The organism is Mastigocladopsis repens PCC 10914, from assembly GCF_000315565.1.
GTDB classification, from domain to species: domain Bacteria; phylum Cyanobacteriota; class Cyanobacteriia; order Cyanobacteriales; family Nostocaceae; genus Mastigocladopsis; species Mastigocladopsis repens.
In genome coordinates this window covers 2,051,429-2,063,946 of the sequence record NZ_JH992901.1, presented here as the reverse complement: position 1 = coordinate 2,063,946, position 12,518 = coordinate 2,051,429, and the positions used below count along the sequence as shown (strand labels likewise).

The window sequence follows — 12,518 nt, the reverse complement described above, 5'->3', positions numbered from 1 at the left end:
GCGCAACTTCTCCATTATTTATAGAATAGCATAAAATCCACATTTGCAGTTACCAGTTACCAGTTTTTAGCCCTTCGACGCCGCTCAGGGCTAGCGGGAGGTAGACCCCAATCAAAGATGGTACGTTTGACTTGGGGATTTAAACCCTAGGTGAAACCTGGTCACTGTTCACTGTTCACTGTTCACTGGTCACTGTAGAATATATCAGCTTGCGTACAGGTTTTAGCTGGTTTGAGGTTTCCAAAAAATTTGATTACACAGCTATTTAGAGAGGAAGTTATGCAAGAATCTGTGATTTACCAAGACATTTTGCAAAAGGGAGAACAAAGAGGTCTCCAAAAAGGAGAGGTAGCGGTCATACTGCGTCAGATGAGACGTCGGTGTGGTGCAATTGAACCGGAGATAGAACAGCAGATTCGCGCCTTATCCATCACTCAGTTAGACGAGTTAGCTGAGGCGTTGTTGGATTTCTCTAGCCAAAGTGATTTAGTCAATTACCTCGCCAATATCTCCCCAGCGCAATCTAACCAATAAGATAAAGCGAGTCGTACCCCAATACGCTTGGTGATAAGACCAGAATCCTTATCAGGAACACAATGTAGAGACGCGCCATGGCGCGTCTCTACACAAATGATTTTTTACACATCAACCTTAACTGAACCGTATTGAGTCGTACCCAGGCGAATCGCCCTTTAAGACGCTGCGTTACGAGTGCGCTCGCCACCCCTAACAGCACTCAACTACAATAAAGATAGACTTTGTTGAGATTTGTATAGTTAGGATAAACTATCATGGCTGCCGCCGTTTTAATTGAAAATTTAAAAAAGCGCTACGGTACGGTTGAAGCCGTGAAGGATGTTTCCTTCAAGGTAGAACCAGGGGAAATCTTTGGTTTACTCGGTCCCAATGGAGCGGGAAAAACCACTACCCTGCGTTCTTTGTGTACTCTGACCACACCGGATGCGGGTATTATAGAAGTATCTGGCATATCTGTTATCAATAACCCTAGGGCAGCAAGAAAACGGCTAGGTTATGTCGCCCAGGAAGTGGCGCCAGATAAAGTACTGACTGGACGCGAACTGTTGCAACTGCAAGCCGCACTTTATCACATACCTGGCGCAGTGGGAAAACAACGAGTGAACACAGTGCTGGAGTTACTCGGTTTGCAGGAATATGCAGATAAAAAGACTGGCACTTACTCTGGCGGGTTACGCAAGCGCCTAGACTTGGCAGCAGGATTACTCCACGCACCAGATGTCTTGGTTTTGGATGAGCCAACAGTAGGTCTTGACATAGAAAGCCGTTTTGTGGTATGGGATTTCCTGCGGAAGCTGCGAGAAGCTGGAACAACGGTATTGATTACCAGTCATTATTTGGAAGAAGTAGACGCTTTGGCTGATAGGGTGGCGATTATTGATCGTGGAGTCGTGATTGCGACAGGAACACCTTCGGAATTGAAAGATAGAGTAGGGGGCGATCGCATCACTTTACGAATCCGCGAATTTTCACCCGTTGAGGAAGCCGAGAAAGCCAAAGATTTGCTGAAATCTTTGTCGTTTGTTCAAGAAGTGATTATTAATAGCGCTCAGGGGAATTCCCTCAACTTGGTGGTAACGCCGCAAAATGATGCTCTGATGACCATTCAGCAAGCTCTGAATTCCGCTAGTTTACCGATTTTTAGTATCGCCCAATCTCGCCCAAGTTTGGATGATGTTTATCTTGCAGCGACAGGACGAACTTTGATGGATGCAGAACTTGCGGCTGTTGGAAGTCGCGATCCGAAGGCGGAAAAGAAGCAGAGTATGAGATAGATACTAGGGAATGGGTTCGTAATGAGCGCTTAAGCGCTTACTACAAGCCCAATTTACAACTAACAAATGTACAGACGCGCCATGGCGCGTCTCTACAACTAACAACTAACAACTAACAACTACTATGAGTGGTACTGTTTTACCTCCAAAATCGGATATCAATTGGCAGCAAATAGCATCACCTCAAGCTTACAAAGTAGATGCTGCTCCCAATGTATTTGCTGAATTTGTGCAAGAAACGCTGGCTTTGACTCGCCGCTTGTTTATTCAATTGCAACGGCGTCCTTCAACCTTAATTGCAGGAATTATTCAACCAGTCATTTGGTTGGTGCTGTTTGGGGCTTTGTTTCAAAATGCGCCTCAGGGTATCTTTGGTAATACGACAAATTATGGGCAATTTCTGGGTGCTGGTATAATTGTTTTTACCGCATTTGCTGGAGCGCTCAACGCTGGCTTACCCGTGATGTTTGATCGCGAGTTTGGCTTTTTGAATCGTTTGCTGGTGGCTCCACTCGCATCAAGATTTTCGATAGTTCTGGCGTCGGCAATCTTTATTATCAGTCAGAGTTTGGTGCAAGCTGCGGTTATTGTGACAGCAGCAGCCTTTTTAGGAGCTGGGTTCCCAGATGCAGTTGGTTTGGGTGCGATCGCCCTGATCGTCTTTCTCCTTGCATTAGGCGTGACGGCTATCAGCCTTGGTTTAGCTTTTGCCTTACCTGGACACATCGAACTCATTGCGGTTATTTTTGTGAGTAACCTGCCATTGTTGTTTGCGAGCACAGCTTTAGCTCCTTTATCCTTTATGCCTCAATGGTTGCAGGTTGTGGCGACGCTGAATCCCCTCAGCTATGCCATTGAACCCATTCGCTACTTGTATCTTCACAAAGATTGGGGATTAAATAGTGTAGTGATGCATGCTTTTTGGGGTGATGTCACCTTTGGCGGTGCGTTGCTTGTGTTGCTAGGCTTTGCCGTTGTCGCATTATTGAGTATTCAACCCCAACTGCGACGGACTCTTGCTTAAGATAGAAGCATTATCTAATTTTGCGCGATTGTAGGGGAAAAATACCTTAATCCCACGCCTGCAAGGTGTGGGTTTCCAAAATTCTTGGAGGCTTTTATGAAAAAACCATTTTTACCGCTTAAGCAGATTGTTGTTGTGACCGTTGCTGGAATCAGCTTAGTTTCCTTGCTATTGCCTCAACCCACCTTAGCTCAATCTAGAAGTATCCTACAAGACCTCGATCCACAACAGAATGACGATCCATTATCACCTCGCAGCGATGAGGTGAATAATTCGGGTTTCTTTAATTTAATTCATCGCGTTCAACAAGGAAGTACGGTTTGGAATGCAGATGAACAGAATCAACAACTGAATGACGCTGCAGCAGCATTCAAGAAAAAGCAAGAACAGTTCTATCTGCAAAATCCAACTCAACAGCAGCCAAACCAACCACGCTTTCAGGTGAATACACCTCAGGTTATTACACCGCAATCGGGTAAGTAAGGTGACAAAAAAAGAACACAGAACGCAGAACTCAAAAACTTTTTATTATTCAGACGTGTGTTCTGTGTTCTCCTCAATGACTAATAGCTTTTACAGCCCCAATGCCGCTAAAACATCGCTAGCGTGAGAGGATGTGTTGACACTAGAGTCAACATGAATAATTTTGCCGTTACCATCAATGACGTAGGTAACGCGCTTGGCATAACCACCACCATCAACATCGTATGCTTTAACCAAGGTTTTATTGGTGTCAGCTAGTAGCGGAAAATTGAGATTATATTTTTCGGTGAATGCCTGATGAGAAGCTTCATCATCTACACTGACTCCTAGCACCACAACATCTTTGCTCTGATAATTGTCAATGGCATCTCGAAAGCTACAGGCTTGTTTAGTACAGCCTGGGGTATCGTCTTTGGGGTAGAAATACAAAACCACCTTTTTGCCCTTGAAATCAGATAATGAGACAGTGTTGCCGTTGGTGTCTTTGACGGTAAATGTAGGCGCATCACTACCAACTGCTAATGGCATAGTTTTAGTATTTTCCTATACAAGGTTAACTTCAGGGTAAGTTATTGTTAGTAACATTGTTCGACTTTCCCTGATGGCGGTTATTGTATCAAACTTTATACACTTTTTTTATTGCATCTGCTCTAGTGGTTTATCGCATTTAATGTAGTAAAGACTTTAGTCATAGGTTCTTTAAGCGCTTAAGCGCTCACTACGAAGCCTTCAAAATAAATGCGATAGACCACTAGGTCTTCCATTGCATTTTGCACTTCATTTCTTGTAGGTAGAAAAATACAGAACACAGAACTCAAGAATTATTCTGCCTTCTGCCTTCTGTGTTTTGCGTTTTGCACTCTTGAGAATCTATTCTGAAATACGTTCTAAGTTCTATATTTTGGGACTAAACCTTACCATTGATTGAACTTAGCTGCATGGATCCCAAATATTTTGTTAAATAGGGCGAGAAAACTTCGTAAATTAACGTTAGGGGTTGCCCATGATGCCAAAACAAGTAGTGGCGACCCCAAAAAGGCCCAGTCTCATTAAAACCTAACTCCAAAGCTTTCGAGTTACCGGAGTAAATCCCTTGGACATCCCGATACAACTCTGTACGGAGACGAGCTAAACTTGCCCAAATAGGTAACGAACGATTTTGCAAATACTCATCTACATGAGAACCTTCCCACCATGAGGTGGCATACGCCAACCGCTGACCAGAGGCAGTACGCAGCCAGACCTGCCGCCGCAGCCTTGGTCCTGGCACAGCTTGTATGAGGTCGGGGGCACCATCCAAGTCCATGCCAATTAATGACATATCGATGACATCCACTTCCGTAGGCTCGCCTGTCAGCAGTTGTAAGTGTCTTGTTGGGGAGCCGTCACCTAAAAGGAGTAATTGCCAAGTCGGTGCCAGCTGAGTGTGTGGCAAACCTTGTTGAATGACTTCCTCGCCACCTTGCCAAAGCGGAGTGAGGCGGTGCCACCCCGAGGGTATTGTTAAGTTGTTTATCGGTGTAACAGTCGCTGTCAAGGTTCTTTACAAAACTTCACTAATCTCTATAAAAGCATAAGTTGAAGTTCTAAGTACGAGAAGGAAAAAAAATAGGTATTTTTTACTATTTACCAAAATCTAACTTAGGACTCGGTAACACTAGTTGCCTCAACAGGGCGTGGAACCCACCCACAGTGGTGGCTCCTTAGGACTCAGAACTAAAAAATGCGGATGGCGAGACTCGAACTCGCAAGGCAAAGCCACACGCCCCTCAAACGTGCGCGTATACCAATTCCGCCACATCCGCAAGCTTTCTTTGACTATGAAAGTATAGCATAAGAGAAACAATTACAGTAAGGTGATACCCAAGTTAGAGAAAATTTAAGTTCAGATATTTAGAAATATCTCAAATGGGTATACTCGACGGACAGAAATGTAGTAGCTGCACAAGTGATATTAAAAAGGGGTATAGCGACGAGCGGTGGCAACCGCAGCTGCTCGGAAATTGAGTCTAAGCTGTCGCGCACGGTACGAAAAAATGCCAAACTCGGGAAACTAACTCCAGATTAGCAGCAGCAATATTGCTAGTCTAGTTAATACCCGTAGAGGCAAGCAGCCAAATCCTTCCTGATTTTTGGGAAGAGGTTTGGGAATCTCCAGTCAGAATTTGAGATGAGGCTCTGCGTAATTTCAATTTTGACGGCAGAAAATGTCAATCTACATGGACTGATATCAAAGCTAGAAGATGAAGTTTGACAAAATATTAATTGCTAATCGGGGAGAAATTGCGCTTCGCATTCTCCGCGCCTGTGAAGAAATGGGGATTGCGACAGTTGCGGTACACTCCACCGTTGACCGTAATGCTCTACACGTCCAACTTGCCGATGAAGCGGTTTGCATTGGCGAAGCTGCCAGCGGTAAAAGTTATTTGAATATTCCCAATATTATTGCAGCGGCATTGACACGTAATGCCAGCGCTATTCACCCTGGCTATGGATTCTTGGCTGAAAATGCTCGGTTTGCAGAAATCTGTGCTGACCATCATATTGCTTTTATAGGTCCATCTCCCGAAGCTATTCGGCTCATGGGGGATAAATCTACTGCGAAAGAAACCATGCAAAAAGCTGGGGTTCCTACGGTACCTGGTAGCGATGGCTTGGTAGAGTCGGAACAAGAAGGCTTGGTGATCGCTAGAAAAATTGGCTACCCAGTGATGGTTAAAGCCACAGCGGGCGGTGGTGGACGAGGTATGCGCTTAGTAGGTTCTGAAAATGAGTTCGTCAAATCCTACCAAGCAGCCCAAGGTGAAGCGGGAGCTGCATTTGGTAATTCTGGGGTCTACCTAGAAAAATTTATTGAGCGTCCCCGCCATATTGAATTTCAAATATTGGCTGATAACTACGGCAACGTCATCCATTTAGGGGAACGGGATTGTTCGATTCAACGCCGCAACCAGAAACTTCTAGAAGAAGCCCCTAGCCCGGCTTTAGACCCAGACCTGCGAGAGAAAATGGGAGAAGCTGCTGTCAAAGCTGCCCAATTTATTAACTACAGTGGGGCTGGAACCATTGAGTTTCTCTTGGATAAATCCGGTCAATTCTACTTTATGGAAATGAACACCCGGATTCAAGTCGAGCATCCAGTGACGGAGATGATTACTGGGATAGATTTGGTTGTCGAACAAATCCTTATTGCCCAAGGGGAAAGACTCAAGCTGACACAAGACCAAGTCGTCTTGCGAGGTCATGCGATCGAGTGCCGCATTAATGCGGAAGATCCTGACAATGACTTTCGCCCCTCTGCTGGACGTATCAGTGGTTATCTCCCTCCTGGAGGTCCTGGAGTTCGCATTGACTCCCATGTTTACACCGATTACCAAATTCCTCCTTACTACGACTCACTCATTGGCAAGTTAATCGTTTGGGGCGCAGACCGTCCTACTGCTATTAACCGCATGAAACGAGCACTGCGAGAATGTGCCATTACGGGACTACCCACGACTATTGGATTTCATCAGAAAATTATGGAACACCCGCAGTTTTTGAAGGGGCAAGTCTACACTAATTTCGTACAGGAGATGAAAACTTTAGTGCAGTAGTGTTTGTGACTGAGTAGTAGTTAGTAGTTAATTTTTGACTGGCAACAACTAACCCTATGGCTAACGCCACGCCTTACGGCGAACGGGTATCTCCTCCCCTGAGGCTACGCCAACGCCAGTCACCTGCGGAGGAGCCAGTGCGGTCTTGGGGTCTCACGCCACTCCCCTCAAGTCGGGAAACCCTCCTGCATAGCGCTGGCTCACCACGGGGGTGGCTCCCCAAGTGGAGCATCTGGCGTTGGAAACCCTCCCGCAGTGGTGGACTCACAACTAACAACTAACAAACCCCAAAGCCTATTGGACACGAGACAGCATGGTCAGCAGTCCTTGCTGACCCAGGAGAATTTCCCGTAAAAAACTGAGGATACCTACCCAAATGATGGGGGTAATGTCCACTCCACCGATAGGTTGTACAATCTTTCGCAATGGCACCAAAAAGGGTTCAGTAGGCCAAGCTACTAGATTAAAAGGCAAACGATTCAGATCAACCTGAGGATACCAAGTCAGAATAATCCGGAAAATAAACAAAAATATCATCAGTCCCAACACTGGACCGAGAATCCAAGCAGTAATGTCAACACCAGTCATGATTTAAGCTTGACTTTTTTGTGTAAATAAAGGAAAGAACTGAAACAGGGTGAGCAAATTTTAAGCTTTGTAAAGCCTTTCTCTAATTTTAACTAAATGCTGTTACCCAAAGGGGAATATAGCACTACTACAGTCTATCCTTGACAGGATAGGAGTCGCCGTTAACCACTACGGTGAACTACTCCCTACTGCCATAAATGGCTTCTCAAGGGTCTGATAGACTATTAAAATTGTGATAAGAGTGTAAAAAAAGGTTGAAATCTATGACGCCATCTTTAGCAAATTTCCTTTGGAGTCTGGTTTGGGGTACAGCAATTGTCGTTATCCCTGCCACACTAGGATTGATTTTTGTTAGCCAGAAAGATAAAATCCAACGCTAATAAGACTTTTGTAGAGACGTGGGATACCACGTCTCTATTCTTAAAACTGGTTTTGTGTGAGTGAATTGCTTAATTGCAGATTCTTCGCAATTCATCATAATATTTATACTAAGCTGACAAACACAGGGTTCTTAGCTTTAGGTCATAATGTAGAGACTAGAGACGCGTTAGCAAAGCTCCACGCAGAGCGAGGCAACTTCGCGTCTTTAAAGTATATTGTGTCTAATTACAGTAGAGATTTAAATTCTGACTCGCTAACATAGATTTTGATATTGGGTAAACAACAATGCTAATGTTTGGGCTGAACTCAGCCAGTGTTCTGGCTCAGGTAAATTTTGGGGCAAACTCAGCCAGTATTCTAGGAATTTTCTTGGCTGTGGCTGGGGCAGCACTCTACTTTCTGCGCTCTGTGCGTCCAGAACTCTCACGCGACCAAGATATCTTTTTTGCTGCGGTGGGATTACTTTGCGGCTTCATTCTCGTCTTTCAAGGTTGGCGTCTTGACCCGATTTTACAATTTGGTCAGTTGCTGTTGGCAGGCTCAACGATATTTTTTGCGGTTGAAAGTATTCGTCTAAGGGGTATAGCAACCCAGCAAGCCAAGCGTAACACCCCTATTGTGGATGACGAACGAGAAGTCAGCGACAACTACAGGTATAACAGGAAATATAAGGCACAGGTAGACGCTGAATTAGAACCCCTGCCTTATGAAGATGATTACGATGAGCGCCCCGTGCGTGGTCGAATTTCGGGTAGTAGGGATAGCCGTTCATCTCGTGATGATTACTACGAAGATGAAACCCCGCGTCGTCCAGAACGTCGCAATGGCAGTGAAAGGCTGACAACAACTGACAAAACTGACAAAACCCGTCGCCGTAGTTCTGGGCGTTCTGTGCGCCCCTCGGAAAGGTTTGATGATGAGGATTGGAGTGCTTCCAAAACAGTTGATAATTGGGATAGTTCAACTACTGAAGAAAAAAGACCTCCTCGTCGTGGTAGTAACGGACCAGTACGTCCAGAAACGCGTGATGAAGATGTTCCTCCCAGACCTAGAAAACGTCGTACACCAACTGAATCGTCTCCCCGAAGAGAACGTGAGGATGATGAGGTTATTTCCACAGAATATGTAGATTACAAACCAATAGACCGTTCAGAGCGTTCGGGTGATGATCTTGATAATTCATCGAATTTTGATGATGATGTATAAATCAGCTTAGGTGGAGGACGCAGGGGTAACGGGACAAGGTTGAGGTGAAAAAAGTTACACCTAGTTTTTGGCTCCAAAGGCAAATTCCTTGGGGTCTTAGTTTTGCAATGGCAAGTTTGCTTGTATCCTGTGGTTACAGCGATACCCCGATTGGACCAACATCTCTCAACAGCCGCTACACTGAACAGCAACCGGCATTGAGTGGAAATGGTCGTTTTTTAGCATTTGTATCTAATCGCAATGGTAGTCATCAACTGCTTATCTACGACTTGGAACAACAGCAGTTTGTTCAGACACAAGGCTTAAATCGACCGGAGACAATTACCGAAAGTCCTAGCCTTAGCTACACCGGACGTTATACTGCCTACATCACGAGCGACCAAGGTAGACCAGTTGTGGCTCTCTATGATCGCGCTAGCCAACAGTCACAAATCCTTACCCCAATCTATCGTGGCTGGGTCAGAAATCCAAGTATCAGCCCAGACGGGCGTTATGTTGTTTTTGAAACTGCTAGCCGTGGTCAGTGGGACATTGAAGTTCTAGATCGCGGACCAAACATTGAGTTAGATATTCCCAATGGCGCAGCCGTGGCTACACCCCCGTGAGGAGTGGGGGAGTGGGGGAAGCAGGGGAGTAGAATAATTTTTGACTCTTGACTTTTGACTAATGACGAAACACTCTATTTTTGTCCCTGTATTTGCCATAACGAGTTTGTTAGGTGGCTGTGCTGGCTACCCGCGCTTAGTGAATTATGGATACGATCCAGGAGGTCAGAGTCTTAATAGTTCTGCTTCGGAATTAGAACCCCAAATTTCAAGAAGATACATTGTTTTTACGAGCGATCGCCAGGGCAGCCAAGATGTTTATATGTTTGATGCGGTAACTCGTAGTTTGGTTGATTTGCCTGGCTTAAATTCCTTTGATACTGTCGCTTCTCATCCTGCTGTTTCTGAGAATGGTCGTTATATCGTGTTAATCGGTAGTCGTCAGGGGCGAGCAGCTATTTTTCTTTATGACAGAGAAACACGTCAACTAAGAAACTTGACTGCTAACTTGCAAGCAGAAGTCCGTAATCCAACAATTAGTGCTGATGGCAGTAGGATTGCTTTTGAGTCTAGTGTTAATGGACAATGGGATATTTTAGTTTATAACCGTTCTGGGCAACCGTTAAATGTGCCTCAAGACCCACGTTAGTGGGGAGATGAGGGAGATGGAGGGGAGGAAACGGGGAGGGGAGGAAAGAACCAACATCTCCACTCCTCCACTCCTCCACTTCCCCTACTCCCCTATTTCTTGCTGCACGGCTTCGATGAGCGATCGCACTTGTTGAGTTCCTTGGGAAGGCTCAAATGCTAAGGGGAATTTACCTCGAGCTAACATTCGCAACCCAAGAGGAGCAAGACTTAGGAGTCCTTTGATGTCTCGGAAATAGTTCCCCAGCACTTGTAAGCCAAATTGACGCTCATCAATCCACCCACCTTCTTTGACTAAGTCTACTAGGACTTTGCGATGGCGAATTGAACGGCTGTCGCTAGCTTGTTTGTGTTCGAGAATTTCCTGCTTAATTTTAGTGATTTGTTCTAGTGGGGCAACACCCATTGGACATACAGAATTACAGTAAAAACAACGGGTGCAACCCCAAACTCCTTTAGTTCCTTCATTATATTTTTCTAAACGAGTTTCCGTTGTGCTATCACGAGAGTCTGCCACCATGCGGTAAGCTTTGGCAAGGGCGTGGGGACCCACAAAATCTGGGTTTACTTCACGAGCATTGCACTCAGAGTAACAAGCTCCACACATGATACAGTTACCAGTTTCATCAAGGCGCAATCGCTCTTGGGGTGTTTGTAAAAATTCCCTTTCTGGGACACTACGTCCTGCTGTACTCACATAAGGAGCAACTTTCTCAAGGTGGTTCCAAAAACTGTTCATATCCACCACTAAATCTTTGATGACAGGCATATTGCCCATTGGTGCGATCGTTATTTCTGGAATAACATTCGCATGACATCCTGTTATTTGGCTCTGTTGTAATTTGGCAATTTCACTGCCAACATTTTCCTTACAAGCCAAAGCCGAACGTCCATTGATTCGCATAGCGCAGCTACCACAAATTGTATTGCGGCAATTTTTGCGAAACGCCAATGTTCCATCTTGCTCCCACTTAATACGATTGAGACAATCTAGAATTGTATTCCCCCCTTCGGCATCCAAAAGGTAAGTTTGCACAACCGGCGAGGAATTTTGTTGCTGCCTTATGACCTTAAAAAGAACTTCCATTGCCACCAACCAAAGTTTTGAAATTGTTATACATACCTATGAAATTATTCCCACATATGGGTTGGTTCCAAACAAGTGAGCTATACTCTTGTTGCCCTTAATTCAAAGCTAGCTGTTAATAGGCTGATGATTAAACTACTTAAACTCTAGTTTAAGGATAATCATGGAAATCTTAGTTATATCAGCGCCCCATGGGTTTAGCACCTGATGTGTCAACAGCTAGCCCAGCAGAAGAAAGTAATCGCTGCTTGACAATTAATTCATCTGTTTGGGCTAATGCACAAGGGGAGTAGAAAAAAGGGACAGGGTGAGTAGGACTTAAGTTCATCCCTTAACTGAAAATTTTCAAATTAAATGCTCCTTAGGTTATAACTGTATTTTAATGTCAACACGAGTGAAAGAAGCCCTGACTGGAAAAATCGTTCCGTCGGTCGCAAAGTGCCAATTTTTTGGTTATATAGAATTGTTAAAGCTCTTAATGAACATCTTGACCTCTTAATCAAGAAACTCAAAGGATGTATCTCACTTGTTAAAACTGCTTGTCTAAATTAAATGAATTTTTATAAAAGCCGTTCAGTAATACTCATCCCGAGGTTAGGGTTTTAGAAAAAAGTGTACTAGCAAGTTTAATTCAAAATTAAACACTACTTTTGCTATTATTAAACCATGCTACTATTTAATATAAAATTACGAGGCAACAAAACCAGTATCAATCGCCATATAAGTGCGGCTGTTACTGCTTTGTTTCTTTGTCATAAAGTGGAGGCGAGAAATTTCGTGTCTCTACTGGCAGGATAAAAGGTTGTATGTCGGCACAACCCTATGAAAGTACTATAATCTGTCTTATGCTTCCTGAGTATGAGGGGGGAAAACCCTACGAGTCAAGGGTAATAAAGGCAGATATAGGAAAGTAAAAAGCCTGCAATTTGTTGGATCTACGACTTGTTTCTAGTGGTAGAACACAACGGCAAAAAGGCGAGAACTCTGAGTGACGGCTTCCGCCGATTGCGCGGAGCGCAGTGCCTCTTGGGCAATCACAAGTTCGGTGGGGAGGAAAATTCTCACCTCTTTTTGCCTCCCCAATTTGTAAAGGTTGCTCAAAGTTTCACCACTGTATTAGTGCCAAAAAAGAGAATTATTTCATTTCAA

General features: G+C 44.5%; 16 protein-coding genes and 1 tRNA gene. 10 read left to right on the top strand and 7 right to left on the bottom strand.

The features are described from left to right. Positions 1–279: 279 nt before the first annotated feature. From MAS10914_RS30015 to MAS10914_RS0111290, 4 genes are all read left to right on the top strand, one after another. The gene (locus tag MAS10914_RS30015) at positions 280–534 is read left to right on the top strand and encodes a DUF4351 domain-containing protein (RefSeq protein WP_017316043.1); all 255 of its coding nucleotides are present in this window, start codon (positions 280–282) and stop codon (positions 532–534) included. 257 nt (positions 535–791) lie between these two features. Continuing rightward, positions 792–1,811, top strand: coding sequence for a daunorubicin resistance protein DrrA family ABC transporter ATP-binding protein (locus MAS10914_RS0111300; RefSeq protein WP_017316042.1), 1,020 nt, complete (start codon positions 792–794; stop codon positions 1,809–1,811). A 124-nt stretch (positions 1,812–1,935) separates the two neighbouring features. Further along, positions 1,936–2,835, top strand: coding sequence for an ABC transporter permease (locus MAS10914_RS0111295; protein WP_017316041.1), 900 nt, complete (start codon positions 1,936–1,938; stop codon positions 2,833–2,835). Positions 2,836–2,931: 96 nt separating this feature from the next. Continuing rightward, positions 2,932–3,318, top strand: coding sequence for a hypothetical protein (locus MAS10914_RS0111290; RefSeq protein ID WP_017316040.1), 387 nt, complete (start codon positions 2,932–2,934; stop codon positions 3,316–3,318). A 90-nt stretch (positions 3,319–3,408) separates the two neighbouring features. Here MAS10914_RS0111290 and MAS10914_RS0111285 read toward each other — a convergent pair whose 3' ends face one another. The 3 genes from MAS10914_RS0111285 to MAS10914_RS0111275 form a co-directional block, all read right to left on the bottom strand. Continuing rightward, positions 3,409–3,846 carry a peroxiredoxin gene (locus MAS10914_RS0111285; protein ID WP_017316039.1) on the bottom strand — a complete coding sequence of 146 codons (438 nt, stop codon included), beginning with the start codon at positions 3,844–3,846 and terminating at the stop codon, positions 3,409–3,411. A 379-nt stretch (positions 3,847–4,225) separates the two neighbouring features. Continuing rightward, positions 4,226–4,855, bottom strand: a complete 630-nt coding sequence (locus MAS10914_RS0111280) for a chorismate lyase (protein WP_017316038.1) — start codon at positions 4,853–4,855, stop codon at positions 4,226–4,228. A 187-nt stretch (positions 4,856–5,042) separates the two neighbouring features. Beyond that, positions 5,043–5,123: transfer RNA gene (locus tag MAS10914_RS0111275), tRNA-Leu, on the bottom strand. Between the two features lie 438 nt (positions 5,124–5,561). Between MAS10914_RS0111275 and accC the strand changes: the two genes are divergently transcribed. Both accC and MAS10914_RS34125 read left to right on the top strand, forming a co-directional pair. Beyond that, positions 5,562–6,914 (top strand): acetyl-CoA carboxylase biotin carboxylase subunit, encoded by a 1,353-nt coding sequence (gene accC / locus MAS10914_RS0111270; protein WP_017316037.1) that lies wholly within the window; start codon positions 5,562–5,564, stop codon positions 6,912–6,914. 56 nt (positions 6,915–6,970) lie between these two features. Beyond that, positions 6,971–7,195: a hypothetical protein gene (locus tag MAS10914_RS34125; protein WP_156818135.1), complete on the top strand. Its 225-nt coding sequence runs from the start codon at positions 6,971–6,973 to the stop codon at positions 7,193–7,195. A gap of 13 nt (positions 7,196–7,208) precedes the next feature. On the opposite strand, the gene MAS10914_RS0111265 is transcribed toward MAS10914_RS34125, so the two are convergent. Continuing rightward, a complete protein-coding gene (locus tag MAS10914_RS0111265; RefSeq protein ID WP_017316036.1) occupies positions 7,209–7,502 on the bottom strand; it encodes a YggT family protein in 294 nt (97 codons plus the stop codon). Between the two features lie 263 nt (positions 7,503–7,765). Here MAS10914_RS0111265 and psbX point away from each other — a divergent pair, with 263 nt between their 5' ends. The 4 genes from psbX (at position 7,766) to MAS10914_RS0111245 (ending at position 10,283) form a co-directional block, all read left to right on the top strand. Then, a complete protein-coding gene (psbX, locus tag MAS10914_RS0111260) occupies positions 7,766–7,882 on the top strand; it encodes a photosystem II reaction center X protein (protein WP_017316035.1) in 117 nt (38 codons plus the stop codon). Positions 7,883–8,168: 286 nt separating this feature from the next. Beyond that, positions 8,169–9,089 carry a Ycf66 family protein gene (locus MAS10914_RS0111255; protein WP_017316034.1) on the top strand — a complete coding sequence of 307 codons (921 nt, stop codon included), beginning with the start codon at positions 8,169–8,171 and terminating at the stop codon, positions 9,087–9,089. A gap of 44 nt (positions 9,090–9,133) precedes the next feature. Continuing rightward, positions 9,134–9,694, top strand: coding sequence for a TolB family protein (locus tag MAS10914_RS0111250; protein WP_017316033.1), 561 nt, complete (start codon positions 9,134–9,136; stop codon positions 9,692–9,694). Between the two features lie 61 nt (positions 9,695–9,755). Beyond that, positions 9,756–10,283 carry a TolB family protein gene (locus MAS10914_RS0111245; RefSeq protein WP_017316032.1) on the top strand — a complete coding sequence of 176 codons (528 nt, stop codon included), beginning with the start codon at positions 9,756–9,758 and terminating at the stop codon, positions 10,281–10,283. 84 nt (positions 10,284–10,367) lie between these two features. Here the strand turns inward: MAS10914_RS0111245 and MAS10914_RS0111240 are convergent, their stop codons facing one another. From MAS10914_RS0111240 to MAS10914_RS35495, 3 genes are all read right to left on the bottom strand, one after another. After that, positions 10,368–11,369: a succinate dehydrogenase/fumarate reductase iron-sulfur subunit gene (locus MAS10914_RS0111240; protein WP_017316031.1), complete on the bottom strand. Its 1,002-nt coding sequence runs from the start codon at positions 11,367–11,369 to the stop codon at positions 10,368–10,370. A 181-nt stretch (positions 11,370–11,550) separates the two neighbouring features. Continuing rightward, the gene (locus MAS10914_RS35500; protein ID WP_017316030.1) at positions 11,551–11,697 is read right to left on the bottom strand and encodes a hypothetical protein; all 147 of its coding nucleotides are present in this window, start codon (positions 11,695–11,697) and stop codon (positions 11,551–11,553) included. Between the two features lie 620 nt (positions 11,698–12,317). After that, positions 12,318–12,470, bottom strand: coding sequence for a hypothetical protein (locus MAS10914_RS35495; protein WP_232224145.1), 153 nt, complete (start codon positions 12,468–12,470; stop codon positions 12,318–12,320). Between the last annotated feature and the right edge of the window lie 48 nt (positions 12,471–12,518).

What these genes read in the sequence shown, in the direction of transcription:
- psbX (WP_017316035.1), top strand. Translation starts at nt 7,766, where the DNA reads ATGACGCCATCTTTAGCAAATTTCCTTTGGAGTCTGGTTTGGGGTACA.
- MAS10914_RS0111285 (WP_017316039.1), bottom strand. Translation starts at nt 3,846, where the DNA reads ATGCCATTAGCAGTTGGTAGTGATGCGCCTACATTTACCGTCAAAGAC.
- MAS10914_RS35500 (WP_017316030.1), bottom strand. Translation starts at nt 11,697, where the DNA reads ATGAACTTAAGTCCTACTCACCCTGTCCCTTTTTTCTACTCCCCTTGT.
- MAS10914_RS0111265 (WP_017316036.1), bottom strand. Translation starts at nt 7,502, where the DNA reads ATGACTGGTGTTGACATTACTGCTTGGATTCTCGGTCCAGTGTTGGGA.
- MAS10914_RS0111300 (WP_017316042.1), top strand. Translation starts at nt 792, where the DNA reads ATGGCTGCCGCCGTTTTAATTGAAAATTTAAAAAAGCGCTACGGTACG.
- MAS10914_RS0111255 (WP_017316034.1), top strand. Translation starts at nt 8,169, where the DNA reads ATGCTAATGTTTGGGCTGAACTCAGCCAGTGTTCTGGCTCAGGTAAAT.
- MAS10914_RS0111245 (WP_017316032.1), top strand. Translation starts at nt 9,756, where the DNA reads ATGACGAAACACTCTATTTTTGTCCCTGTATTTGCCATAACGAGTTTG.
- MAS10914_RS0111240 (WP_017316031.1), bottom strand. Translation starts at nt 11,369, where the DNA reads ATGGAAGTTCTTTTTAAGGTCATAAGGCAGCAACAAAATTCCTCGCCG.
- MAS10914_RS0111295 (WP_017316041.1), top strand. Translation starts at nt 1,936, where the DNA reads ATGAGTGGTACTGTTTTACCTCCAAAATCGGATATCAATTGGCAGCAA.
- MAS10914_RS30015 (WP_017316043.1), top strand. Translation starts at nt 280, where the DNA reads ATGCAAGAATCTGTGATTTACCAAGACATTTTGCAAAAGGGAGAACAA.
- accC (WP_017316037.1), top strand. Translation starts at nt 5,562, where the DNA reads ATGAAGTTTGACAAAATATTAATTGCTAATCGGGGAGAAATTGCGCTT.
- MAS10914_RS34125 (WP_156818135.1), top strand. Translation starts at nt 6,971, where the DNA reads ATGGCTAACGCCACGCCTTACGGCGAACGGGTATCTCCTCCCCTGAGG.
- MAS10914_RS0111290 (WP_017316040.1), top strand. Translation starts at nt 2,932, where the DNA reads ATGAAAAAACCATTTTTACCGCTTAAGCAGATTGTTGTTGTGACCGTT.